This is a genomic window from Mycobacterium decipiens (assembly GCF_963853665.1).
Classification (GTDB): domain Bacteria; phylum Actinomycetota; class Actinomycetes; order Mycobacteriales; family Mycobacteriaceae; genus Mycobacterium; species Mycobacterium decipiens.
Genome location: NZ_OY970459.1, coordinates 4,651,752 through 4,674,866, shown reverse-complemented (window position 1 = coordinate 4,674,866; position 23,115 = coordinate 4,651,752). Strand labels below are relative to the sequence as shown.

22 protein-coding genes are annotated in these 23,115 nt (G+C 66.3%); 8 read left to right on the top strand and 14 right to left on the bottom strand.

Going from position 1 to position 23,115, the window contains the following annotated elements; genetic code table 11:
* Positions 1-27: 27 nt before the first annotated feature.
* Entirely contained in the window at positions 28-759 is a 732-nt protein-coding gene (locus AADZ55_RS20645) for a hypothetical protein (RefSeq protein ID WP_085326754.1), read from the bottom strand.
* Positions 760-918: 159 nt separating this feature from the next.
* Here AADZ55_RS20645 and phoP point away from each other — a divergent pair, with 159 nt between their 5' ends.
* Positions 919-1,641 carry a two-component system response regulator PhoP gene (gene phoP / locus AADZ55_RS20640; protein ID WP_085326753.1) on the top strand — a complete coding sequence of 241 codons (723 nt, stop codon included), beginning with the start codon at positions 919-921 and terminating at the stop codon, positions 1,639-1,641.
* A gap of 40 nt (positions 1,642-1,681) precedes the next feature.
* Positions 1,682-3,139 (top strand): sensor histidine kinase, encoded by a 1,458-nt coding sequence (locus tag AADZ55_RS20635; protein WP_085326752.1) that lies wholly within the window; start codon positions 1,682-1,684, stop codon positions 3,137-3,139.
* Here AADZ55_RS20635 and AADZ55_RS20630 read toward each other — a convergent pair.
* Positions 3,111-3,569 carry an HIT family protein gene (locus tag AADZ55_RS20630; protein WP_119185058.1) on the bottom strand — a complete coding sequence of 153 codons (459 nt, stop codon included), beginning with the start codon at positions 3,567-3,569 and terminating at the stop codon, positions 3,111-3,113. The two genes, AADZ55_RS20635 and AADZ55_RS20630, sit on opposite strands and share 29 nt — an antisense overlap.
* A 108-nt stretch (positions 3,570-3,677) precedes the next feature.
* Between AADZ55_RS20630 and AADZ55_RS20625 the strand changes: the two genes are divergently transcribed.
* The gene (locus AADZ55_RS20625; protein WP_085326751.1) at positions 3,678-5,123 is read left to right on the top strand and encodes a hypothetical protein; all 1,446 of its coding nucleotides are present in this window, start codon (positions 3,678-3,680) and stop codon (positions 5,121-5,123) included.
* Positions 5,124-5,129: 6 nt separating this feature from the next.
* Here AADZ55_RS20625 and AADZ55_RS20620 read toward each other — a convergent pair whose 3' ends face one another.
* The 9 genes from AADZ55_RS20620 to AADZ55_RS20580 all read right to left on the bottom strand — a co-directional run bounded on the left by AADZ55_RS20620 (position 5,130) and on the right by AADZ55_RS20580 (position 13,698).
* On the bottom strand, positions 5,130-5,549 hold the full coding sequence (locus AADZ55_RS20620; RefSeq protein WP_085326750.1) for a ketosteroid isomerase family protein: 420 nt from the start codon (positions 5,547-5,549) through the stop codon (positions 5,130-5,132).
* Positions 5,550-5,569: 20 nt separating this feature from the next.
* Positions 5,570-7,579 (bottom strand): FAD-dependent oxidoreductase, encoded by a 2,010-nt coding sequence (locus AADZ55_RS20615; RefSeq protein WP_085326749.1) that lies wholly within the window; start codon positions 7,577-7,579, stop codon positions 5,570-5,572.
* 76 nt (positions 7,580-7,655) lie between these two features.
* Entirely contained in the window at positions 7,656-8,783 is a 1,128-nt protein-coding gene (locus tag AADZ55_RS20610; protein WP_085326748.1) for an NDMA-dependent alcohol dehydrogenase, read from the bottom strand.
* A gap of 98 nt (positions 8,784-8,881) precedes the next feature.
* Positions 8,882-9,439, bottom strand: a complete 558-nt coding sequence (locus AADZ55_RS20605; RefSeq protein ID WP_085326747.1) for a nuclear transport factor 2 family protein — start codon at positions 9,437-9,439, stop codon at positions 8,882-8,884.
* 2 nt (positions 9,440-9,441) lie between these two features.
* Positions 9,442-9,648, bottom strand: coding sequence for a ferredoxin (locus AADZ55_RS20600; protein ID WP_085326746.1), 207 nt, complete (start codon positions 9,646-9,648; stop codon positions 9,442-9,444).
* Between the two features lie 2 nt (positions 9,649-9,650).
* Positions 9,651-11,024, bottom strand: coding sequence for a cytochrome P450 (locus AADZ55_RS20595; RefSeq protein WP_085326745.1), 1,374 nt, complete (start codon positions 11,022-11,024; stop codon positions 9,651-9,653).
* Positions 11,021-11,851, bottom strand: coding sequence for an SDR family oxidoreductase (locus tag AADZ55_RS20590; RefSeq protein ID WP_085326744.1), 831 nt, complete (start codon positions 11,849-11,851; stop codon positions 11,021-11,023). The genes AADZ55_RS20595 and AADZ55_RS20590 overlap by 4 nt, the downstream gene beginning before the upstream one ends.
* Before the next feature lie 3 nt (positions 11,852-11,854).
* Positions 11,855-13,060, bottom strand: a complete 1,206-nt coding sequence (locus AADZ55_RS20585; RefSeq protein ID WP_085326743.1) for a cytochrome P450 — start codon at positions 13,058-13,060, stop codon at positions 11,855-11,857.
* Complete coding sequence (locus AADZ55_RS20580; RefSeq protein ID WP_085326742.1) at positions 13,057-13,698, bottom strand: TetR/AcrR family transcriptional regulator; 642 nt, start codon at positions 13,696-13,698, stop codon at positions 13,057-13,059. Before AADZ55_RS20580 ends, AADZ55_RS20585 begins: the two co-directional genes overlap by 4 nt.
* Before the next feature lie 201 nt (positions 13,699-13,899).
* Here AADZ55_RS20580 and AADZ55_RS20575 point away from each other — a divergent pair, with 201 nt between their 5' ends.
* The 5 genes from AADZ55_RS20575 to purD all read left to right on the top strand — a co-directional run bounded on the left by AADZ55_RS20575 (position 13,900) and on the right by purD (position 18,837).
* Entirely contained in the window at positions 13,900-15,369 is a 1,470-nt protein-coding gene (locus AADZ55_RS20575) for an aldehyde dehydrogenase (RefSeq protein WP_085326741.1), read from the top strand.
* A 29-nt stretch (positions 15,370-15,398) separates the two neighbouring features.
* On the top strand, positions 15,399-16,145 hold the full coding sequence (locus AADZ55_RS20570) for an SDR family oxidoreductase (RefSeq protein ID WP_085326740.1): 747 nt from the start codon (positions 15,399-15,401) through the stop codon (positions 16,143-16,145).
* The gene (locus tag AADZ55_RS20565; protein ID WP_085326739.1) at positions 16,142-17,032 is read left to right on the top strand and encodes an NAD(P)-dependent oxidoreductase; all 891 of its coding nucleotides are present in this window, start codon (positions 16,142-16,144) and stop codon (positions 17,030-17,032) included. The genes AADZ55_RS20570 and AADZ55_RS20565 overlap by 4 nt, the downstream gene beginning before the upstream one ends.
* Positions 17,032-17,463 (top strand): carboxymuconolactone decarboxylase family protein, encoded by a 432-nt coding sequence (locus AADZ55_RS20560; RefSeq protein ID WP_085326738.1) that lies wholly within the window; start codon positions 17,032-17,034, stop codon positions 17,461-17,463. The genes AADZ55_RS20565 and AADZ55_RS20560 overlap by 1 nt, the downstream gene beginning before the upstream one ends.
* 105 nt (positions 17,464-17,568) lie before the next feature.
* Positions 17,569-18,837, top strand: a complete 1,269-nt coding sequence (gene purD / locus AADZ55_RS20555) for a phosphoribosylamine--glycine ligase (protein WP_085326737.1) — start codon at positions 17,569-17,571, stop codon at positions 18,835-18,837.
* A 41-nt stretch (positions 18,838-18,878) separates the two neighbouring features.
* Here the strand turns inward: purD and AADZ55_RS20550 are convergent, their stop codons facing one another.
* From AADZ55_RS20550 to AADZ55_RS20540, 3 genes are all read right to left on the bottom strand, one after another.
* Positions 18,879-20,375: a serine/threonine-protein kinase gene (locus AADZ55_RS20550; RefSeq protein WP_085326762.1), complete on the bottom strand. Its 1,497-nt coding sequence runs from the start codon at positions 20,373-20,375 to the stop codon at positions 18,879-18,881.
* 186 nt (positions 20,376-20,561) lie between these two features.
* Entirely contained in the window at positions 20,562-22,145 is a 1,584-nt protein-coding gene (ggt, locus tag AADZ55_RS20545) for a gamma-glutamyltransferase (RefSeq protein ID WP_207569139.1), read from the bottom strand.
* 8 nt (positions 22,146-22,153) lie between these two features.
* Positions 22,154-23,065 carry an alpha/beta hydrolase gene (locus tag AADZ55_RS20540; protein ID WP_085326736.1) on the bottom strand — a complete coding sequence of 304 codons (912 nt, stop codon included), beginning with the start codon at positions 23,063-23,065 and terminating at the stop codon, positions 22,154-22,156.
* Between the last annotated feature and the right edge of the window lie 50 nt (positions 23,066-23,115).

The window sequence follows — 23,115 nt, the reverse complement described above, 5'->3', positions numbered from 1 at the left end:
CGGATAAACCGGTGCAAGCCTAACCGCTCACTCGTCGCTGTCGATGATGCGTTGCGACCGCACCGTCCGCGACGTCGACGAGCGGCGCGGGACACGGCGCCCCGGTAGCGGGATGCGCTCGGCGATGTTGCTGAGCGGGTTGACTACCAGGGTGAGTGCGGTGACGGCGTCCTGCAGGGTGGCGATCGCGGGCTCGAGCGCCTCCATCCCGGGTGCCAGGCGAGCCAGCGTGTCGGCGAGGTCGGTGAGCTGTTCGAGCGGTCCGTCCTTGGATGTCAGCGTGTCGATCAGTCCGCCGTCGGAGAGCAGCCGCTCGGCCACCCCGTCCTCGGCCAGTAAACGTTCGATCATCCCGTCCTCGGCGAGCAGCCGATCGGCCAACCCGCCCGGTTGGAGTGCCCGCTGCAGACCGCCGCCCTCCGCGGTCAAGCGGTCGAGCAGACCGCCGGGCGCCGTCACCAGGTCGACCAACCCACCCGGACGCAGCAGGCGGTCCAGCGGCCCGTCGGAAGCGATGGCGCGTCCCAGCGGCATGTCGTCGTCCAACAGCCTGGTGAGCCGGTTCGCGCGCGCCAACGCGTCGTCGAGTCCAAGCATGTTGGCCATCGTGTTCGACCCACCCGTGCCGGCGGCATCACCCAGCGCGTGCTTCGCCATGCCGACCGCGGCGCCGGCCATATTCAAACCGGTGTCGGCCGCGGCGAGCCCGACTCGTGCGGGCCACGTCGCAATGCCCACGAGGGTTTGGCCGAGGTTCATGCTGCGAGTGTATTCACGGCGCCCCCGGTTAAACGGTGAGGGTCCAAGCGCATTAGACGTTTCCTGGCAGACTGTTAGCAGACTGCTGGCACCGAGCTTTCAGGAAATACACAATGACTGTGCAGGTAACGTTCAACTCATGCGGAAAGGGTTGACCCCATGACAGCGGGAACCCCGGGCGAAAACACCACACCGGAGGCTCGTGTCCTCGTGGTCGACGACGAGGCCAACATCGTCGAACTGCTCTCAGTGAGCCTCAAGTTCCAAGGTTTCGAGGTCTGTACCGCGACCAACGGGGCACAGGCGTTGGATCGGGCCCGCGAGGCCCGACCGGACGCGGTGATCCTCGACGTGATGATGCCGGGGATGGACGGCTTCGGGGTGCTGCGCCGGCTGCGGGCCGACGGCATTGATGCCCCGGCGTTGTTCCTGACGGCTCGCGACTCGCTGCAGGACAAGATCGCGGGTCTGACCCTGGGCGGCGACGACTATGTGACGAAGCCCTTCAGCTTGGAGGAGGTCGTCGCCAGGCTGCGGGTCATCCTGCGACGCGCGGGCAAGGGCCACAAGGAGCCCCGCAATGCTCGCCTGACGTTCGCCGATATCGAGCTCGACGAGGAGACCCACGAGGTATGGAAGGCGGGCCAGCCGGTGTCGTTGTCGCCCACCGAATTCACCTTGCTGCGTTACTTCGTGATCAATGCGGGCACCGTGCTGAGCAAGCCGAAGATCCTCGACCACGTCTGGCGCTACGACTTCGGCGGCGACGTCAACGTCGTCGAGTCCTATGTGTCGTATCTGCGCCGCAAGATCGACACCGGGGAAAAGCGGCTGCTGCACACCTTGCGCGGGGTGGGCTATGTGTTGCGGGAGCCTCGATGAGCGTGAGTCGCTAACTCGAGAGTCCGGGGAGGGTGTGGCAATGGCGAGACCTCGTCGAGGACGGTTGCCCCTGCGGGTGCGCCTGGTCGCGGCCACCCTGATTCTGGTGGCAAGTGGACTAGCCGTCTCGGGGGTCGCGGTCACCTCGATGCTGCAGCACCGGCTGATCGGCCGCATCGACAAGATTCTGCTCGAGGAAGCCAACATCTGGGTGCAGACCACGCTGCCGCTGCCGCCGGACCCCTACCCGGGTCACAACCCCGACCGGCCGCCATCGAGGTTCTACGTGCGGGTCATCAGCCCCGACGGCCAATCGTATACGGCCGTCAATGATGGCAACGCCGAACCCGCGATGCCCGCCAACTACGACGTCGGCCCGAAACCGACGACGCTGCCATCGGTCGCCGGAAACAATATCCTTTGGCGCGCCGTCACGGTGCGCGGATCCAATGGCGGCATGACCACCGTCGCTATCGATCTGGTCGACATCCAGAAAACGGTCCGGTCCCTGGTGTTGTTACAGGTCGGCATCGGGGGTGCGCTGTTGGTGGTCCTCGGGATCGCCGGCTACGTGACGGTGCGCGGCAGCCTGCGCCCCCTGACCGAAGTCGAGCAGACCGCCGCTGCGATCGCCGCCGGGCAGCTGGATCGCCGGGTCCCGCAATGGCATCCGCGAACAGAGGTCGGCCGGCTTTCGTTGGCGCTCAACGGAATGCTCGCGCAGATTCAGCGGGCGGTGGCCTCCTCGGAATCCTCCGCCGAAAAGGCCCGTGATTCAGAGGACCGGATGCGACAGTTCATCACCGACGCCAGCCACGAACTTCGTACCCCGCTGACCACCATCCGCGGCTTCGCGGAGCTGTATCGCCAAGGCGCCGCCCGCGACGTGGGCATGCTGCTGTCGCGGATTGAGAGCGAAGCGAGCCGGATGGGCCTGTTGGTTGACGATTTGTTGCTGCTGGCCCGGCTGGATGCGCATCGGCCGATGGAACTGCGCCGCGTGGACCTGCTGGGGCTGGCCAGTGATGCCGCGCACGATGCGCGGGCGATGGACCCCAAACGCACGATCGCCCTGGAAGTCGTTGACGGCCCCGGCACTCCGGAGGTGCTCGGCGACGAACCGCGGCTTCGGCAGGTGCTGCGCAATCTCGTTGCCAATGCCTTACAGCACACTCCGGAAAGCGCCGCCGTCACCGTGCGAGTCGGCACCGAGGGCGACGACGCCATCCTTGAGGTCGCCGACGACGGTCCGGGCATGAGTCAGCAGGATGCGCTGCGGGTATTCGAGCGGTTCTATCGCGCCGACTCGTCGCGGGCGCGAGCCAGCGGCGGGACCGGACTGGGGCTGTCGATCGTCAACTCATTGGTTGCGGCCCACGGCGGCGTTGTCACAGTGACGACCGCGCTCGGGGAGGGTTGCTGCTTTCGCGTCTCGTTGCCGCGGGTCAGCGATGTGGGGCAGCTGAGCCTCACGCCAGTTGCGCCAGGGCCGCCTTGATCTTGGCTTGCGCTTCGTCCAGCGATTCCGGCGACGGGTTGCGGTCGACGTTGGCAAAGCCGAAATCGCTCAGGCTGCGGGTGGGAAACACGTGGATGTGCAGGTGGGGCACTTCCAGCCCGGCAATGATCATCCCGGCCCGTTCGGTTCGGAATGCCCGGCACACCGCCTTGCCGATCAGCTGGCTCACCGACATGACGCGGCCAAATACCGCCGGATCCGCGTTTTGCCAGTGATCGATTTCGGCGCGCGGCACCACCAGGGTGTGGCCCTGGGTCATCGGCTCAATCGTCAGGAATGCGACGACGTCGTCATCCTCGTAGACGAAGCGCCCGGGTAGTTCGCGGTTGATGATCTTGGTGAAGATCGACACGCGTTGAGCATATGACGTCGAAATCGCCGTGCCCGCTGTGGCTGCCCCCACCAGCATGGCCGTCACGGCAATCTCGGCGAAGCGAAATCGTTAACGCCGCGTGGCCGTGTCGTTCTGCGAACTCGCCACAATCCACAATGACCCAATTCACGGGAGGGGTCCGACGTGCGCTTTCTTCCTGCAGCAGTGTGGGTCGTTGCGGTGGCATGTCTGACCGCTTGTGCCGCGTCGCTACACCCGGCGCTCCTCGTCCCGGCCGCTTCGGCGGCCGCCGCGTTCGGGCCGCTGGCCCCGCCCAACCCGTTCCTGGCGCCCCACGGCCTGGCGTCGATGCACAACGACGCCGGGTCCGCGGACGCCGGACCGCTTCCCGGACCCGGCGCCAACTTCGGTCCGATCTTCGCCTACCCGCTGCTGGCCGCCTGTCCGACGATCACGCAGGGTACCGATGGCCTGGTGTTGGCGCTGTGTACCAACGATCTCACTCAGATCCCGATAGTCCACCTGATCGATCCCGGTGGCATCCTGCCCCGGGTGGTCCCGCTGGCCAGCCTGGAAGTCGCCAAGGGCGGCCTGCTCGGCGGTGTCTACGCCTACCTGGACAACAACAACCAACTGGTGATGATCGACGGAACCAACCACCTGCTGCGCATCGCTCATACCACGGACAGCCGCGGCCATTGGCGGCTGACCATCGGCGAGTCCATCGACCTGTCCGGGGTGATCCCGCCCGGCGACCAATCGGTCGGCGTGGTCCCCGACTATGCGGGCAACGTCTGGTTCGCCACCGGCAGCGGTGTGGTGGGGGTGGCCAAGGTGGGCGGCGGCGTCGCCAGCACGCACCTGAACGCCGGCGAACGGGTAGCCAACAGCATCTCGGCCGCACCGACCAATCGCGTTGGCGTGGCCACCACGTTTGCCCTCTACGAATTGAACCTCGACGGCGGCGGCAACCCGCAGATCCTGTGGCGCCAGGCCTACGACCGCGGCCCCGGCCGCAAGCCCGGACAACTGAGCTGGGGAACCGGCTCCACGCCAACCTATTTCGGTCCAACCGGGGCCGACTACCTGACCATCGTCGACAACGCCGATCCCCAGGTGCACGCGCTGGTCTACGAATCCGGCACCGGCAACCTGGTGTGCCAGCAACCGGTCCTAACAAAGGGCGGGCCCGGTAGCGAGAACTCACCGATCGGGGTCGGCAACACGATGATTATCGCCAGCACCTACGGCTACCCCTACCCGGCGGTTCCTCCGGACGCGGGGCCGGCCGTGCCGCCGACGGCGCCATTCGTCGGCGGAATGACCAGGGTCGACGTCGACAACCCGGGCTGTCACACCGTGTGGGACAGCAACATTCGCAGCGCCGCGTTACCGCACCTATCCACCGCCGATAGCCTGATCTACACCATCAGCCGGTTTGGATTTGACAACGCCACACCGGCCGACATCTTCTCCTTCGCTGTCGTAGACCCCGACAATGGGCAAGTCGTACTGCAGCAACCGAAATCGGCCACCATCCTCAGCGACCCGATCCAAACCGCCACCATGGTGCTGATGGACAACAAGATCATGCAGGGCAATATCACCGGAATCGGGCGGATCGGTTGAGCGGTTTCACTCCTGCTTACCGAACGTCATCATGTCGAGGTTCCAAAACCCGCGCATGTTGGTGATCAGCCCGGCCTCGTTCACGCGATACGTGAACACGCCGCGAACCGTGCTGGTGAATCCACCCTCAAACTTGCTGTGCAGCACCAGGATATGAGCGATCTCGTCCGGCGAGCTGGACGGGAAGGTCTCCTCGCAGCTGATCGTCAACTGATTGGCCGCGATGTTGGCATCGAAAAAGGCGCCGACGGCCTCCTTGCCCCGCACACCTTTGCCGTCGGGATTGGTGACGGATTTTCCGATCGGGTCTTCGATGACGACGTCGTCGGCCATCAGCGCCAGCCAGCCCTCCCGGTCGTGGGCTTGCACGCACCGCCACGACGACTGCGACGCGGTCAGTGCCGGGGCTTGGGCCCTTTGGGTCATGGGTATCTCCTGTCGTTAACTCAGATGGCACACGCGGCGCGGGCGCCGTCTTCGGTGGCCTTACGGATCAGGCCCAGTCCGCTGCAGTCGCCGGCGGCGTGCACCTGGGTGCCGGGCATGGCGGCCACCAGGGCGTCGAACAGGGCGGTATCGGGCTCGACCATTCCGGCGATCACGACGCTGTCGGCCGCCAGTCCCCGGGTGGTTCCGGCGGCGGGCGTGAACAGCACGGCGTCGGGGGTGATCTTCTCGACGGCCGCGCGGACATGGACGGTGACGCCCAGCCGATCCAGCCGGTCCATGTGTTCGGCCTTGCGTTTGCTACCCACTTCGGGGGCGATGTCCTTGCCGGCCTCGAGTATCGCCACCAGTCGGCCCCGGCGCGCCAGAAACTCGGCAAGTTCGACTGCGACCAGGTCACCGCCGATGATGACGACTCGCCGCCCAACCGGCATCCACGCCCGCGTGGCGAGCCGAATCGCGGCGGCGCCCACCAGCCGCTGCCGCCAGCCGGCCAGCACCCCCGCGCCCAGCCGCCGCCAGGCCGGATGCGTGGATTCGGTCTGCCCGCCGAGCAACTCACCTAACGCGGGACCGGTATGCACATGCGGTAGGTATGCGCCTGGGATCGCCGGCACCGCGACGCGGCCGCCGGTGGCGACCACCACCGCGTCCGGCTCCATCTCGATGACGTCGTCAGCCGAAATCACTTGGCCCAATTTCACTTCCACTGGACTGAGCCGGATCTCGTGTCGTAGGTACCGCAGGAACGGCTGGTTTTCCGGATGCAGGACGCAGGCCCAGCGCAGGGCCCCGCCCAGCTGGCCACCCCGTTCGTAAAGCGTGACCTGGTGCCCGCGTTCGGCGGCCACCCGGGCGGCCTCCAGCCCGGCCGGACCACCGCCGACGACCACCACACGCTTGACGCGGTCAGCGCGAGATGCGGCAAGTTCGCGTTCCCGGCCGGTGCGGGGATTGACGGCGCAGTCCACCGAGAAGCGCTGCTCCATCGCGTCGATGCAGTTTTCACACGAGATGCACCTGCGAACCCGGTGCGCCTGGCCGGCTTGCAGCTTGCGGGGCAGGTTCGGGTCGGCCAGCAGCGGACGTCCCATGGCGATAAAGTCGGCGCGGCCGTCGGCCAGGATCCGTTCGGCCCTAGCCGGGTCGTGGATCCGGCCGACGGCAATCACCGGCACGTCAACCACCTGCTTGACCGCCGCCGCCGCACCGATGTTGACTTCGTCGCCGTCGTCGGCGCCGTTGACCATGCCGGTCACCAGCCGATCGATCACGCCCCCGCTAACATGGAAAGCGTCGACGCCGGCTGCCACGAGTTCCGGTGCCACCCGGGCGGTTTCGTATATCGGCCGTCCCCCGGCGACGCGCTCGTACCCGGAGATGCGCAACGTGATGGGCAGCGCGTCGCCGATCTCGGACCGGATCGCGGCCAGCGCGTCCAGCACCACCCGCAGCCGGCCGCGCGTCGTGTCGCCGCGATAGTCGTCGGTACGCCGATTGCGTTGTGGTGCAAGGAAAGAACCCAGCAACATGTAGCCGTGTGCGGCGTGTAGCTCGATGCCGTCGTATCCGGCCTCGAGGGCGCGTCGCACCGCGGCCTTGAACAAGTCGAACACCTGATGCAGCTGTTGCGTACTGATCTCGGTCGACGGACGTCCGGTGAGATAGGACGGAATTACCGACGGCCCCAACGACGTCACGCCGAAGATCTCCGGTCCCAGGCCGTCGGGTCCGGCGTGCACGATTTGGGGCTGGATCTTGGCGCCGTGCTCGTGCACCACCTCCACCAGGGCTCGATGCGCTTCGACGCAGGCGTCGGTGGCCAGATGCAGGCCACCGGGAGTCTCGGGGTGGTGATGGTCGACTCCGGTGGCGCCCAACGTGATCAGGCCCACGCCGCCCTTCGCGCGCGCGGCGAAGTAGTCACGGGTGCGCTGCGAGGGCAGCCCGTCCGGGGTGCCATACATCGTCTCCATCGCAGACATGACCACCCGGTTGCGCACCGTCATGGCGCCGATTCGCCCCGGCGCCAATAGATGCGCAAAGCGGGCCACTCGGGACACCAGAGTCTCGGTGCAGGTGAGGCTACCGGTCGTCGTCCGTATACCGGATCACGCCGCGAATGTTCTTGCCGTTCAGCATGTCCTGGTATCCGTCGTTGATCTGCTCGAGCTTGTACTGGGTGGTTACCATGTCGTCGAGGTTGAGCTTGCCGGCCTTGTACATCGTCAACAGCTTCGGAATGTCGTAGTGCGGGTTACCGCCGCCGAAGATGGTGCCCTGGATGTTCTTCTGCAACAGGGTCAACATCGCGAGGTTCAACGTTACCTGGGTGTCGACCAGGCTGCCGATAGCCGTCAACACGCAGGTGCCGCCCTTGGCCGTGATGGTCAGGTAGTTGTCGACCTCAGCGCCATCCAGCTTGCCGACAGTGATGATCACCTTCTGGGCCATCAGGCCGTAGGTGACCTCGGCGATGCCCATCAGCGCGGCGTTGATATCCGAGTAGACGTGGGTGGCACCGAATTTCAGGGCCTGATCACGTTTCCATTCCACCGGCTCCACCGCGAAGATGTAGCGGGCGCCGGCGCTGACCGCGCCCTGCAGCGCCGCCATGCCGACCCCACCCACGCCGACGATGGCCACGTCGTCACCCGGCCGGATGTCCGCCGTGCGGACCGCCGAACCATAGCCGGTGGTGACGCCGCAACCGACCAGGCAGGCGACTTCGAAGGGCACCGACGGGTCGATCTTCACCACCGAACTGCGGTGCACCACCATGTACGGCGAGAACGTCCCCAGCAGGGTCATCGGGTAGACGTTCTGGCCGCGGGCCTGAATCCGGAACGAGCCGTCCGTCACCGATTCCCCGGCGAGCAGCCCGGCGCCCAGGTCGCACAGATTGCGCAGTCCGGCCTGGCAGGACGGACACTTGCCGCAGGACGGGATGAATGCCAGCACCACGTGGTCGCCCGGAGCGATGTCGTCGACTCCCGGGCCGACCTCGGCGACGATGCCCGCGCCCTCGTGTCCGCCCAGAACCGGAAAGCCCGCCATCGGGATGCCGCCGGTCACCAGGTGATGGTCGGAGTGGCACATGCCAGCCGCTTCCATCTGGATCTTGACCTCGTCCTTGCGTGGGTCGCCGATCTCGATTTCTTCGACGGACCACGGCTGGTTGAACTCCCAGATCAGTGCGCCTTTGGTCTTCACCGTGAACCTGCTTTCGTGGTTGAACTTCGGCTACGAGCGGTCCCGGCCATCCGTCGGAACGCTGTTGGGGTGAGTGTAGGTCAGCGCCGTTGGGGCGCTTACCACAGTGGTACCGGTGCCTTGCCGAGTGGGTAGTAGCCAGGCACTTTGTCGCCGGATATGCCACGTTCGATGCGCTTGCGCATGCCCGCGGAAAGCCGGCCTGTCTTGATCAATTCCAGGTAGAGCGCCGACACATGCCCGAAGTCGAAGAAGTCGCGCTGCCAGTTCCATTTCCCGCCGCCGGCATAGCGGAACCAGCTGCCGCCGATGCCGTACACCTCGAACTCGTGGTCGTCCGGGGCCGCCCCGTTTTGGCCGGCAACCTGCTTCCAGAACCCGACCACCTCGCCCTGCTTGTCGTCGATGACGACCCGCTGGTAGGGGTAGCGCCAGCCCTGCAGGCCTTCCATCTCCTGGCCCAGCGCAATGTCGCGGATCTCGTCGATCCCGACGCACATGACGTCCTCTTTGGGCCCGATGTTCCACCCGTAGGTGGCGTCGTCGGTATAGAAATCGGCGAGCAAGGTCCAGTCGCCGCGCTGCTCCGCCGCACGGTTGGCCGCCAACCAGCGCTTGACCACATCTTCGAGTTCGTCGCGAGGATATGCGGCCACGGCTACTCTCCCATTTCTCGGATGGACAATGCCTGCGTGGGACAGGCCCACACGGCTCGCTTGATTTCGGTGCGGGCTTCCTCGGGCGGCTCGGCGTCCAGGATTTCCACCCGGCCGCGCTTGGGCACCCGGAAATAGTCGGGTGCCTCCAGCTCGCACATCGCATGTCCTTGGCACAAATCCAGGTCGACCTGCACCCGGTAGCTCATCGTCAGCCTCCCGTCTTCCCGCCCGTACCTCTTCTAAGGCGGTAGCGCACGCGGGCGGGCTGGGCCAGCTGCACCACCATCTTGGAATGGTCGTTGCGATAGCTGTCTGGTGGTTGCGCCATCTCAAACTCATACTCGCGCAACAACACCGAGAAAATCGCCTTGATCTGCATGGTCGCGAACGCTGCGCCGACGCAACGATGCCGGCCGGCGCCGAACGGAATCCACGTCCAACGGTTGATCAGGTCTTCCTGACGAGGCTCCTCGTAGCGCTCGGGCACGAACTCGTCGGGATCGGGAAAGTCTTCGGGGATCCGGTTGGAGATCGCCGGAGAGGCCGCCACCAGATCGCCCGCGTGGATCGGATGGTTCTTCACCTCGAACTCGCCCTTTGCCACCCGCATCAGGATGATCAGCGGCGGGTGCAGCCGCAGCGTCTCCTTCAGCACATTCTCCAGCCGCGGAATCTGGCGCAGCGCATGGAAACTCACCGACTGGCCGTCGGCGTACAGCTCGTCGAGCTCGTGGATTACCGCGTCGTAGGTGTCGCGATGGCGCATCAACTCGATCAGCGTCCACGAAGCCGTGCCCGAGCTGGTGTGATGCCCGGCGAACATCATCGAGATGAACATGCCGGTGATCTCGTCGGCCGAGAACCGGGGATTGCCGTCCTCGTCCTTGACGGTGATCAGGACGTCGAGCATGTCCCGGTCGCTCTTGTCCGGCGGTGGGTTGGCGATCCGGTTGTTCATGATGCCTCCGACCAACGCCACCAGCCCGCTACGGGCTTCGTCACGGCGGCGGAAGCTCTCGATCGGCAGATACGGGTCGACGTAGGCCAACGGATCGGTGCCGCGTTCCAGCTCGTGATAGAGCTTGGCGAATCGCCCGTCGAGTTGGTCGCGGAACTTCCTGCCGATCAGGCAGGCCGAGGAGGTGTAGATGGTCAGCTCGGCGAAGAAGTCCAGCAGATCGATCTCACCGGCCTGGCCCCAGTCGGCGATCATCCGCCGGACCTGGTCTTCGATGGTGACGGCGTGGCCCTTCATCTGCTCGCCGCGTAACGCGGCATTGTGCAGCATCTCCTTGCGGCGCTGGGGGCTGGCGTCGAAAACCACGCCTTTGCCGAAGATCGGCGTCATGAACGGGTAGGCCTCGGCCTGGTCCAGGTCGTCGTCGCCAGCCCGGAAGAAGAACTCGTTGGCTTGCGCGCCGGACAGGAACACGACGTGCTTTCCGGCCAGTTGGAAGGTGCCGACGTCTCCGCACTCGTCGCGGACCCGTTGCATCAGCCCGATCGGATCAGTGCGGAACTCCTCGAGGTGGCCGTGTTCGTCTTGGCCACCGGACACTCGTGGAACTGCAACAACACTCATTGCTTCGGCATCCCCTCTTCGCGCAATGAAAGTTCCTGACGATCCGCCGGTGCGTCCATCAGCGGGGCCTCGGGCTGGATCTCCATGTTCACCACGACTGAACCCCGCGGGGTTTCGGCGACGAACGCGATGGCCCGCGCCAGGTCGCGGGGGCGCAGGAAGTAGTTGTGCCGGGCCTGACCCCACTTCGCCCAGTCCTGCAGCATGGGGCCGACCTGTTCGGCGGACAGCTGCCAGCCCATACCGGTCAGCGTGGGTCCCGGGTGCACGATCGATGCGCGAACACCGGTGCCTTCCAACTCCATCTGCAGGTTGGTGACCATGGCGGTCAGGCCGGCCTTCGCCGCGCCGTAGGCACCCATATGCGGGCGTTGGCGCAGCGCCACATCGGAGCCCACGAAGATGAGGTCGCCCCGCCGGCGTGCCACCATGTCCGGCAGCACCGCGGTGGCCAGCCGGTTGGCGCCGACCAGATGTGTGTGAACCTGCTGCGCGAAGGCGTCGGTGCTGGTCTCGTGCAGCCGTCCGGGGAGCATGTCGCCGGCACCGGACACCAGCAGCTCGACCTCGCCGAGCGCATCGATCGCTTGCGCCACAAACGATTTCACCGACTCGGGATCGGTGACGTCCAGGTGAAACGCCACCGCCTCGCCACCGTCGGAACGGATCTTGTCGACCAGCTCGGCCAGCTTGTCAATGCGGCGGGCCCCCAAGGCGACCGGAAACCCGCGGCCGGCGAGTTCGGATGCGGTGGCCGCGCCGATGCCCGACGATGCACCGGCGACGATCGCCGGCCGGCGGGCGGGATGCGGTTCGAAGCGTGGCATTGCCTATGCCTTCACGGTGATCGGTAGATGGGCAAATCCGCGCACGTTGCTGGAATGAACGCGCACGGCATTGTCTTCGTCGATTTCGTAGCCGCCGATCCGGCGCAGCAGCTCGCCCAGCGCCACCCGGGCTTCCATCCGGGCCAGGTGAGCTCCCAGGCAGAAGTGTGCGCCGCTGCCGAAACTGACTAGCTTGGAGCCGATTTCGCGGCCGATGCGAAACTCGTCGGGGTGGTCGAACACCCGGTTGTCACGGTTGGCCGATCCCGGCAGCAACAACAGCACCGCGCCCTCGGGGATCGTGGTGTCATACAGCGTGAGATCGTGCGCGACGGTGCGGGCCAGAATCTGGCTGGAGGTGTCGTAGCGCAGGGTTTCCTCCACCCACAGCGGGATCCGGGAGTGGTCGGCGAATACCCCGGCCAGCTGGTCCGGGTTGTGGGCGCCCCAGTAGACGGCGTTGGCCAGTAGCTTGGTGGTGGTCTCGTTGCCGGCGATCACCATGAGGAACAGGAACGCCATGATTTCCTGGTCGGTAAGCCGGTCGCCGTCGAGCTCGGCTTCCAGCAGTGCCGACGTCAGATTGTTCGCGGGACATTTCCGGAACTCTGCGATCAGATCGACGTAGTACCTCATTAGCTCGATCGATGCCTGCATTGCCGACGGTGGCACGTCGGCAACGCCGTCCTCGCGGTGGAGCACACCATCGGCCAGCACGCGGATGCGGGACCGGTCGGCGCTGGGCACACCCATCAGCTCCGAAATGACATCCATCGGCAGCTTGCCGGCGAATTCTGCGACGAAGTCGAAGCTTTCGGTCTGCAGGGCCGAATCCAGGTGAATGCGGGCGAGTTCGAGGACCTGCGGCTCGAGTTCGCGAATCCGCCGCGGGGTAAAACCCTTTGACACCAGCGTTCGCATCCGCAGATGTGCGGGGTCGTCCATGGCGAGCATCGACATCACCCGATACGCCTCGGATGTGCGTGAGGACGGATCCAGCGATACGCCATAGACATTCGACAACGCCGCACTGTCGCGGAAGCATTGCAGCACGTCGTGGTGGCGCGAAACCGCCCAGAAATTCAGTTTCTCGTTGCGGTACAACGGGGCCTCGTCGCGTAGCCGTTTGTAATACGGGTACGGGTCCTCGTGGAAGTCGTAGTCGTACGGGTCTAGGACCAGTTGGGGATCACCGACGTGGACGGTCATGGGTTGCCACCACCACGCGGATCCCCGGCTCCGGCCAGGATCAGGCCCACCACGTAGCCGAGCCGGTCGGCGATCTCGCGGTAGGTGAAGGCGCCGCTGCCGGCCTGCACGAGCGCGCCGAAGAACGCCATCTCGAGCGCGGACACGGTGCCGGGCTCGGCGCCGGGCCCGATCGCCGAGGTGATGCGGCGGTGGATCTCGGCGCCGATTCGGTCGCGCACGCCACGCACCGCGGTATCGGCGCCGCCACCGAGCAACGCCGCCGTGCACGCCGCGCCCACTTCGGGCTCGTCGGCAACCACCAGCGCCAGATGCCGCAGCACGCTCTTCACGCGGGCGGGCATCGGGTCGTTGACGTCGGTGAAGTACGGGACCTGGCGGACCAGGTCGAGGTAGACCTCGGCGATCAGATGGTTTTTCGACGAGAAGTACGTGTAGGCCGTTGCCGGGGCCACCTTGGCGCGGGCCGCCACCAGGCGCACCGTCAGGTCGGCGTACGACTTCTCCCGCAGGGTCGCCATGGCGGCAGTCAGCACCTTGCGGAAGGTCTCCTCCTGGCGGCGGTTACGTGGCGCTGCTCCGGTTTGCAGTCCGGTCTGGCGCTGGGCCTGGGCCGCAACCAGTGCATCGCTGGACACATGTCCAAGCTATCGGATGGTGACGATGCGAAGCAAGCTCCACTGATATACGTGCAGCTAATAAGGCATTCTTTCGGCCGGATGTGGTCGCGCATGGATCGGCGGGTGCCGCGTACCTACCTTGCAGAGCCGGCCTCGATGAGGCAATATCAGACAAGTGTCCATTCGATTCGTGATCCTCGGATAGGTTGGGAGCGGTAGATGGTGCTGCTGGCCAACGGTGTTAGCGCGCTGTTCATCGACGGCAAGCTGGCGGATGGACGTGCGGGCAGGTTTCCGACGGTCAATCCGGCCACCGAGGAAGTGCTGGGAGTCGCCGCCAATGCCGACGCCGAGGACATGAGTCGCGCCATCGAGGCCGCGCGTCGGGCGTTCGACGACACCGACTGGTCCCGCAATACCGAACTTCGGGTGCGGTGCGTGCGGCAGTTGCGCGACGGATTGCAACAACACATTGAAGAACTGCGGGAACTGACCATTTCGGAGGTGGGTGCGCCGCGGATGCTCACCGCCAGTGCTGCGCTTCAGGGCCCGGTGGGCGATCTGTCGTTTGCGGCGGACACGGCCGAGTCCTACCTGTGGAATCAGGATCTCGGTGAGGCATCGCCGTTGGGCATTGCCACCCGCCGCACCATCGCGCGGGAAGCCGTCGGGGTGGTCGGCGCCATCACGCCGTGGAACTTCCCGCACCAGATCAATCTCGCCAAGTTGGGCCCGGCGCTGGCCGCCGGTAACACCGTCGTGCTGAAGCCGGCTCCCGACACGCCGTGGTGCGCGGCAGCGCTCGGGGAGATCATCGCCGAGCACACCGACATTCCGCCGGGCGTCGTCAACATCGTCACCTCCAGCGACCACGGATTGGGGGCGCTGCTGGCCAAAGATCCTCGGGTGGACATGATTTCGTTCACCGGTTCGACCGCGACCGGCCGCAGAGTGATGGCCGATGCCGCGGCCACCATCAAAAAGGTGTTCCTGGAATTGGGTGGCAAGTCGGCGTTCGTCGTGCTCGACGACGCCGACCTGGCCGCTGCCAGTGGGGTATCGGCGTTCTCGGTGTGCATGCACGCCGGGCAGGGGTGCGCGATTACCACCCGGCTGGTGGTGCCGCGGGCCCGATATGACGAGGCGGTCGCCATCGCGGCGGCCACCATGTCTGCGCTCAAGCCCGGCGACCCGAGCGATCCCGGAACCGTCTGCGGGCCGTTGATTTCGGCCCGGCAGCGCGACCGGGTACAGGGCTATCTCGACCTGGCACTTGCCGAAGGCGGCTCCTTTGCGTGCGGTGGCGGGCGGCCGGCGGGCAGGGAGGTCGGCTTCTACATCGAGCCCACGGTCATCTCGGGGTTGAACAACGATGCCCGGTCCGCCCGCGAGGAGATCTTCGGGCCGGTGCTCGCGGTGATCGCGCACGACGGCGACGATGACGCTGTGCGCATCGCCAACGACTCACCATATGGCTTGTCGGGCACCGTGTATGGCGATGACCCGCGACGAGCGGCCGGGGTCGCCGCGCGGCTGCGGGTAGGCACCGTCAACGTCAATGGCGGCGTCTGGTACTCCGCTGACGCGCCGTTCGGCGGCTATAAGCAATCCGGCAACGGACGGGAGATGGGCCTCCTCGGCTTCGAGGAGTACCTGGAAGCCAAACTCATTGCTATGGCTGCAAATTAGGCGCGGGCTGACAGCGCAGAAAGGAAGCCATGTTCGAAAACAAGGTAGCCATTGTCACCGGGGCTGCTCAGGGTATCGGGCAAGCGTATGCCCAGGCCCTGGCGTGGGAAGGTGTTTCTGTCGTCGTCGCTGACATCAACGCCGACGGTGCAAAGGGGGTGGCCAAGCAGATCGTCGCCGACGGCGGGACGGCGATCCATGCGCCCGTTGACGTGTCGGACGAGGATTCCGCGAAAGCCATGGCCGATCTCGCCGTCGGTGAATTCGGCGGCATCGATTACCTGGTGAACAATGCCGCCATCTACGGCGGCATGAAGCTCGACCTGCTGCTGACCGTGCCGTTCGACTACTACAAGAAATTCATGAGCGTCAACCACGACGGCGTGCTGGTGTGCACCCGCGCGGTCTACCAGCACATGGCCAAACGGGGTGGTGGCGCGATCGTCAATCAGTCGTCGACCGCGGCGTGGCTGTATTCCAACTTCTACGGCCTGGCCAAAGTCGGTGTCAACGGGCTGACGCAGCAGCTGTCCCGGGAGCTGGGCGGGATGAAGATACGGATCAACGCGATCGCGCCCGGGCCGATCGACACCGAAGCGACCCGCACCGTCACCCCCGGCGAGCTGGTCAAGAACATGGTGCAGACCATCCCGTTGTCCAGGATGGGTACACCCGAGGATCTGGTGGGCATGTGTCTGTTCTTGCTGTCGGATTCGGCATCGTGGATCACCGGGCAGATCTTCAATGTCGACGGCGGACAGATCATCCGGTCATGACCGTCGGCGACGAAGCGAAACCGCGCCTAGGCTATATCGGCCTGGGCAACCAGGGCGCGCCGATGGCCATGCGCTACCTCGACTGGCCGGGTGGGCTGACGGTCTTCGATGTGCGCGCGCAGGCCATGGCACCGCTCGTCGACGGCGGCGCCACCGGCGCGGCAAGCGTCGCCGACGTGGCCGACGCCGACCTCATCAGCGTCACCGTGTTCGACGACGCGCAGGTGCGCGAGGTGATCACCGGGGACAGCGGACTGGCGCCACACGCCAAGCCCGGCACCATCATCGCGATTCACTCCACGATCAGCGACACGACGGCAGTCGACCTGGCTCGAGAGCTCAAGCCGCGGGGAATTCACGTCGTGGATGCGCCGGTCAGCGGCGGCGCGGGAGCGGCCGCCAAGGGCGAGCTGGCCGTCATGGTTGGCGCCGACGGTGAGGCGTTCCAGCGGGTCAAAGAGCCATTTTCGCGGTGGGCTTCGCTGGTGATTCACGCCGGGGAGCCGGGCGCCGGAACCCGGATGAAGCTGGCGCGCAACATGTTGACCTTTGTCTCCTACGCCGCCGTGGCCGAGGCGCAGCGGCTCGCGGAAGCCTGTGGCCTGGACCTCGTGGCGCTCGGGAAGGTGGTACGGCACAGCGATTCGCTCACCGGCGGCCCGGGAGCGATCATGTTCCGCAACACCACTGCACCCATGCAACCGGATGACCCGTTGCGTCCTCGGCTGGAGCACACCCGCGGCCTGGGGGAGAAGGACCTGAGCCTGGCGTTGGCCTTGGGCGAGGCGGCATCGGTTGATCTGCCACTGGCCCAGCTGGCTCTGCGACGGTTGGCGGCCGGCCTTGGGGTACCACACCCGGACACCGAGCCATCCGAGGAGACGTAATGGACGAACTGCGCCGCACCGGCCTGGACAAGATGAACGAGGTTTACGCCTGGGACATGCCCGACATGCCGGGCGAGTACTTTGCCCTGACCGTCGACCACCTCTTCGGCAGGATCTGGACCCGTCCCGGCCTATCCATGCGTGACCGGCGGATGGCCGTGATCGCCGTGCTGACCGCCCAGGGCCAGTCGGACCTGCTCGAAGTGCAGGTCAACGCCGTATTGCACAACGAGGAACTCACCCTCGACGAGTTGCGTGAACTCGCCGTATTTATCACCCACTACGTCGGCTTCCCATTGGGCTCGAGGCTGAACAGCGCGATCGAGCGGGTAGCGGCCAAGCGCAAGAAGGCGGCCGCGGCCGGCTCGGCGGGCGACAAGAAGGCCGCCGCCGCCGAAGTCCTCGCCAAGGAATCCGGCGAGCGCAGCTAGCCCGGCCTTCCCAGCGGGGCGAGAGGGGGCGTCCCGCTGGGGAGCCGGGCCGACCCGCGGAGGCCCCGCGCAGGAGCCGGGCGATTCCGGCTAGTCTGACGTGTCGTGCGCGTCCTGGTTATCGGTTCCGGAGCCCGTGAGCATGCGCTGCTGCTGGCGCTCGGCAAAGACCCGCAGGTTTCGGGGCTAATCATCGCGCCGGGCAATGCGGGCACCGCTCGGCTGGCCGAGCAGCACCAAATCGACGTCACTTCCGCTGACGAGGTCGTCGCCCTGGCTCGCGAGGTCTCCGCGGACATGGTGGTCATCGGCCCGGAGGTACCGCTGGTGCTCGGAGTGGCCGACGCGGTGCGTGCCGCCGGCATCGTGTGCTTCGGACCCGGCAAGGACGCGGCTCGAATCGAGGGCTCCAAGGCATTCGCCAAGGAGGTCATGACGGCGGCCGGTGTGCGCACCGCGAACAGCGAAATCGTCGACAACCCAGCGCATTTGGATGCCACGCTAGACCGGTTTGGGCCGCCTGCGGGCGACCCGGCCTGGGTGGTCAAAGACGACCATCTGGCCGGCGGCAAGGGTGTCGTGGTGACACCGGACCGCGACGCCGCCCGCGCGCACGCCGCGGGTCTGCTGGAGGCCGGGCACCCGGTATTGCTGGAGTCCTACCTGGATGGCCCGGAGGTATCGCTGTTCTGTGTCGTCGACGGCCGGGTCGTGGTGCCGCTGTTGCCGGCGCAGGACTTCAAACGGGTCGGTGAGGGTGACACCGGACTTAACACCGGCGGCATGGGTGCCTATGCGCCGCTGCCCTGGTTGCCCGACGAGGTCTACCGGGAGGTGGTCACCCAGATTGTCGAACCCGTTGCGGCCGAACTAGTTCGACGCGGCAGCTCGTTCTGCGGGTTGCTGTATACCGGTCTCGCGATTACCGCGAAGGGACCGGCTGTCGTCGAATTCAATTGCCGATTCGGTGATCCGGAGACGCAGGCGGTGCTGGCGCTGCTGGAGTCGCCGCTCGGTCAGCTGCTGCATGCGGCGGGCACCGGGACGCTGGCCGACTTCGGCGAGTTGCGCTGGCGCGACGGTGCGGCGGTCACGGTCGTGCTGGCGGCCGAAAACTATCCGGGACGGCCCCGGGTCGGAGACGTCGTCGTCGGCTCCGAAGCCGAGGGGGTCCTGCACGCCGGAACCTCGCGGCGCAACGACGGCGCGATCGTCTCGTCGGGTGGTCGGGTGCTGTCGGTGGTGGGCACTGGCACCGACCTATCCGCGGCACGGGCGCACGCCTATGGCATCCTCAGTTCAATTCGGTTGCCGGGCAGTCATTTCCGAACCGATATCGGTTTGCGGGCCGCGGAGGGAAAGGTCAGCGTTTAGCCACACCTTTGGCTACCGGGGCTGCGGAGGCGCACCCTTTCCTATTGCAGATAGTGCGGGCAGAAGGCGGTGATCGCCGCGTTGACGCCGGCGGCAGCCTGTGCGGGCGTTATTCCGGCGTTGTTGTTCACGGTCGCGGCGGCGTGATCGTCGGGGTTTCCCCCGTTTTGAAGGTCTGCGCACACGGCACGGCCACTGGCGGCGGCGATTGCCGGGTCGGTGACGGTGACACCGGGAATCTGTGACACGAGACCGAGGAAGGTCTGGTCGGGGCTTGGCGTCGGTCGCTGCGGGGCCGGCGCGGCCGGAACGGACGCCGGCGTTGGGGATGGCGGTGGCGGAGGGCCAGTCGGGGCTGGTGCCACTCGGTGCGCGGGTGGCGCGGGTGGTGGGATGTACTCCGCCGCCCGTTGCGGCTGCGCCAACGTGGGGGATGCGGCGGGCGGGCCCTGCTCGGCGGTGGTGTCGCCACTGTCGGTCAAGCGGCCGCTGGCGCCGACTGCGCTGAGTGCGACCACCGTCGATGCGGCCGCGAAGATCCGCCACCGACTGCGTCGTCGCTGCTTGTCGGCGTCAGCCCAGGCCGCGGGCACCGCTGTGTGCTTGGCGGGTCTGACCGCCAAAGGTGCCGGCGTGGTCGAAGCCGAAGCGCTCGGGTGTCTGCCAGAGTGGGCTGCCCGGGCGAACGCGTGGGCGAAATCGGTGCACCGAGCGAATCGATCCGCGGGGTCCTTCGCGAGAGCTACGGCAAGCACCGGGTCAAAGGCCGTGAGCATGGGGTGGGTCCTCGCCAACGCTTCAGGTGGCGCGCTCAGGTGGCGGCTGATTACCACGGCCGGGTTGGTGTGCGGGAACAGTGTTGATCCGGTCAGCAGATGGTAGACGGTGGCCGCTAGGGCGTACTGATCGGCGCGTCCGTCAATTGGTTCGTCCGTCAGCTGTTCGGGTGCGGCGTAGGGAAACGTGCCGATGGTCATGTTGGTCGCGGTCAGGCCACTGGTGTCGCCGATGTTCCGGGCTATTCCGAAGTCGCCCAAAAGGATTCTCTGGTCGCCCTCCCCGGACTTGCTGAGCAGGATATTCGCCGGGCTGACATCGCGGTGCACCAGATCATGGTGCTGATGGGCGTAGTCGAGTGCGCTGGCGATCGCCGCGACAATGGTGGCGACCTGATCCGCCGGCATGCCGACCGGATAGTGGTCGCGCAGCAGGCTTGCCGCATCGGTTCCGTCGACGAAGTCCATCGAGATCCATAGCCGTCCGTTGAACTCGCCTCGGTCGTTGACCCGCACGATGTTGGGATGCCACAGCGCGGCCGCCAAGTCCGCCTCTCGGATGAATCGCCGGCGATAGTCGTCGTCAGCGGATACATCATCGCCCAGCACCTTGAGCGCTTCGCGGCGGGGCAACCGTGGGTGCCCGGCGAGGTAGACCTCACCCATTCCCCCGGATCCCAGCAACCGGACGATCGTGTATCCGGCAAACATCTCGCCGGCATTCAACCCGATGCCGGGGCCCCGGTGAACCAACCCAGTCATCGCACCGTCCAATACAGCGATGCCCAGCACAGCCTCAGCGCCAGCCTGCGATGAGTGTACCGGCGTCCCTAACACTTCACCAGTACGTTATCCGCAGTACATCAACCGTTTACCTCTGCTTTGCCCCGTTGGCTAGCTTTCTGCTGGTTGAAGGGCAACGTTGCGCGCGTCGCACGGAGCGTCGGTTCAGAAAGCCGCCGCTTGTCCATCGCGACGTGGGTCGCTGGCCGCAAGGTAGCCGTCGGCGAGCCGCCAGATCGCCTGGCAACTGCCGAACTGGTTGTAGTCCTCCACCGTTGTCAGGTCGTGCCCGCGCCGGCGGAGCTCGTCGAGGGTCGACTGCGGGAAACCCCGCTCACAGTCGACCTGCACACCGTCCACCCAGCGAAAGCGTGGGCCGTCGCAGGCCGCCTGGGGGTTCTGGCCGTAGTCAGCGATGCGCACCAAGACCTGCACGTGCCCCTGGGGCTGCATGGGCCCGCCCATTACCCCGAAGCTCATCACGGGTGCGCCGTCCTTGGTCACGAAGCCCGGGATGATCGTGTGGTAGGGACGCTTCCGTGGCCCGACCTGATTCGGATGTCGCGGCGTCACAGTGAAATCCGAGCCGCGGTTTTGCAGCGAGATTCCGGTGCCGGGCACCACCACTCCGGATCCGAACCCCAGGTAGTTCGACTGGATCATCGACACCATCATCCCCGCGGCGTCGGCGGCGGTCAGATAAACGGTGCCGCCCCTGGGCGTGCCGGCAGACGCGGGCTTCGCCCGCTTCCGATCGATCAGCGCGGCCCGCTGCCGCAGGTACTCCCGGTCGAGAAGGCGCTCCGGGCGCACCGGCATGTAGTCGATGTCTGCCAGGTATGCCTGCGCGTCGGCGAACGCAAGCTTTAGCGCTTCGATCTGCAGATGCACGGAGTCGGCGGAATCCGCTGACCACGATGACAGGTCGAATTGCTCGAGGATTCCGAGAGCGATCAAGGCCACAATCCCCTGCCCGTTGGGCGGTATCTCGTGGACGGTGTACTCGCGGTAGGTTCCGGTGATCGTGCCGACCCAGTCCACGCGGTGCGCGGCGAGGTCGCTGGTACGCATCACACCGCCGTTCGCCGTCGAGTGCGCCTCGAGTTTGGCTGCCAGTTCGCCCCGGTAGAACGCCGCGCCGTTGGTCGTGGCTATCTTCTCCAGCGTGGCCGCGTGGTCGGGAAAGGTGAACAGCTCACCCGGTCTTGGTGCTCGTCCACCGGGCATGAACGCCTTGGCAAATCCGGGCTGGGATGCCAGCAGCGGCACCTGGGCCGCCCATTGTGCCGCGACGGTCGGTGAGATCAGAAAGCCGTTGCGACCGTAGGAGATTGCGGGCTCGAAGAGCCTTTCGAACCCGAGCCTGCCAAACTTGGCGTGCAGTTCGGCCCAGGCCGACACCGCACCTGGCACCGTCACCGAATTCCAGCCGAGTACGGGAACAGCGTTGCCGCCAAAGTACTCTGGCGTCCACGCCGCGGGCGAGCGACCCGACGCGTTGAGCCCGTGCAGTTGTTGCCCGTCCCAGACGATGGCGAAGGCATCCGAGCCGATGCCGTTGGAGACCGGTTCCACCAGCGTGAGGGTGACGGCCGTGGCGATGGCCGCGTCGACCGCGTTGCCGCCGTCGGCCAGCATCCGAAGACCCGCTTGCGCGGCGAGCGGTTGTGACGTGCATACGAGGTTTCTCGCCAGGACGGGCATGCGCGGCCAGGGGTAGGGGAAGGTCCACGCGAACGGCGCGCTCACTTCCCCGCCTAGCCCGTGAGTAACGGCGCGATCCAGGTCAGCTCGGCTGGCAGCTGCGCGCTCCAGAACCCGCCGTTATGCCCGCCGGGCGAAAAGCTGCCCGCCGGCGGCTGCGGCAGTTGAGCCACGAACTGCTTCGTCGCCGCATAGAACGGATCGCTGTTGCCGCAATCCACCCGGATCGGGATGGATCCCAATGCCGGAAGTCCGAACACCGAGTTCGCCGACCAGTCGTCAGATCCGTCGAATGAGCCGGGGGCAACAGAACCGGCAGACAGCCAAAGCGCCGGGCTCACCGCGCAGATCGCCGCGGTGCGCGCCGGTCCAAGCCGGCTGCCGAGCAGCAACGCGCCGTAGCCGCCCATCGACCAGCCCAAAAATGCCACCCGAGAGATGTCCAGCTGCTGGGCGTCCAGTAACGGAATGAGTTCGTCGAGCACCATTGCCCCGGCGTCCTCGCCCGACGCCCTCTTGTGCCAGTAGCTGCTACCGCCGTCGACGGAGACCACCGCGAACGGCGGCAACCCGGCGTTGACGGCCTGCGCCAGGCCCTGCTCGACGCCACCGTCCATCACGCTGGATGCGCTACCGCCCAAGCCGTGCAGTGCGATCACCGGCCGTAACGCCTTGGTCTGGCCGGGCGGACGGGCGATGGCCCAGTTGGTCGTCTTGCCGGCTCGCGCGGCGGACACGAACGAGCCGGTGGACATCGTCGGCGCGGCCTGAGCCTGGGGGGCCGGATCGAGTGCTGGTGTCGGCGCCAATGGAACGTTTGTGCCAATCGCGGGCGCCGGCGCGGCTTGGGATGTCCGCGGCGCCAACAGCATGTCGATCGCATATGCTGAGGTAGCGCCAAGGGCCGCGCCGGCACCAAGACCGAGCACGACGCGGCGGCTCAACTCTGGCATGCGGGCCATCATGCCATGGACGTTTGGCCGAAATGGCAATGCAGTACCACTTTGACTGGCAG

Bases quoted from the DNA above. Each gene is read 5' to 3' on its own strand.
- AADZ55_RS20615 (WP_085326749.1), bottom strand. From the start codon at position 7,579: ATGACGGTGCGCAACCGGGTGGTCATGTCTGCGATGGAGACGATGTAT.
- AADZ55_RS20590 (WP_085326744.1), bottom strand. From the start codon at position 11,851: ATGCCACGCTTCGAACCGCATCCCGCCCGCCGGCCGGCGATCGTCGCC.
- AADZ55_RS20635 (WP_085326752.1), top strand. From the start codon at position 1,682: ATGGCGAGACCTCGTCGAGGACGGTTGCCCCTGCGGGTGCGCCTGGTC.
- AADZ55_RS20575 (WP_085326741.1), top strand. From the start codon at position 13,900: ATGGTGCTGCTGGCCAACGGTGTTAGCGCGCTGTTCATCGACGGCAAG.
- AADZ55_RS20565 (WP_085326739.1), top strand. From the start codon at position 16,142: ATGACCGTCGGCGACGAAGCGAAACCGCGCCTAGGCTATATCGGCCTG.
- AADZ55_RS20560 (WP_085326738.1), top strand. From the start codon at position 17,032: ATGGACGAACTGCGCCGCACCGGCCTGGACAAGATGAACGAGGTTTAC.
- AADZ55_RS20595 (WP_085326745.1), bottom strand. From the start codon at position 11,024: ATGAGTGTTGTTGCAGTTCCACGAGTGTCCGGTGGCCAAGACGAACAC.
- phoP (WP_085326753.1), top strand. From the start codon at position 919: ATGACAGCGGGAACCCCGGGCGAAAACACCACACCGGAGGCTCGTGTC.
- AADZ55_RS20645 (WP_085326754.1), bottom strand. From the start codon at position 759: ATGAACCTCGGCCAAACCCTCGTGGGCATTGCGACGTGGCCCGCACGA.
- AADZ55_RS20550 (WP_085326762.1), bottom strand. From the start codon at position 20,375: ATGACTGGGTTGGTTCACCGGGGCCCCGGCATCGGGTTGAATGCCGGC.
- AADZ55_RS20620 (WP_085326750.1), bottom strand. From the start codon at position 5,549: ATGACCCAAAGGGCCCAAGCCCCGGCACTGACCGCGTCGCAGTCGTCG.
- AADZ55_RS20585 (WP_085326743.1), bottom strand. From the start codon at position 13,060: ATGACCGTCCACGTCGGTGATCCCCAACTGGTCCTAGACCCGTACGAC.
- AADZ55_RS20570 (WP_085326740.1), top strand. From the start codon at position 15,399: ATGTTCGAAAACAAGGTAGCCATTGTCACCGGGGCTGCTCAGGGTATC.
- AADZ55_RS20630 (WP_119185058.1), bottom strand. From the start codon at position 3,569: ATGCTGGTGGGGGCAGCCACAGCGGGCACGGCGATTTCGACGTCATAT.
- AADZ55_RS20600 (WP_085326746.1), bottom strand. From the start codon at position 9,648: ATGAGCTACCGGGTGCAGGTCGACCTGGATTTGTGCCAAGGACATGCG.
- AADZ55_RS20540 (WP_085326736.1), bottom strand. From the start codon at position 23,065: ATGATGGCCCGCATGCCAGAGTTGAGCCGCCGCGTCGTGCTCGGTCTT.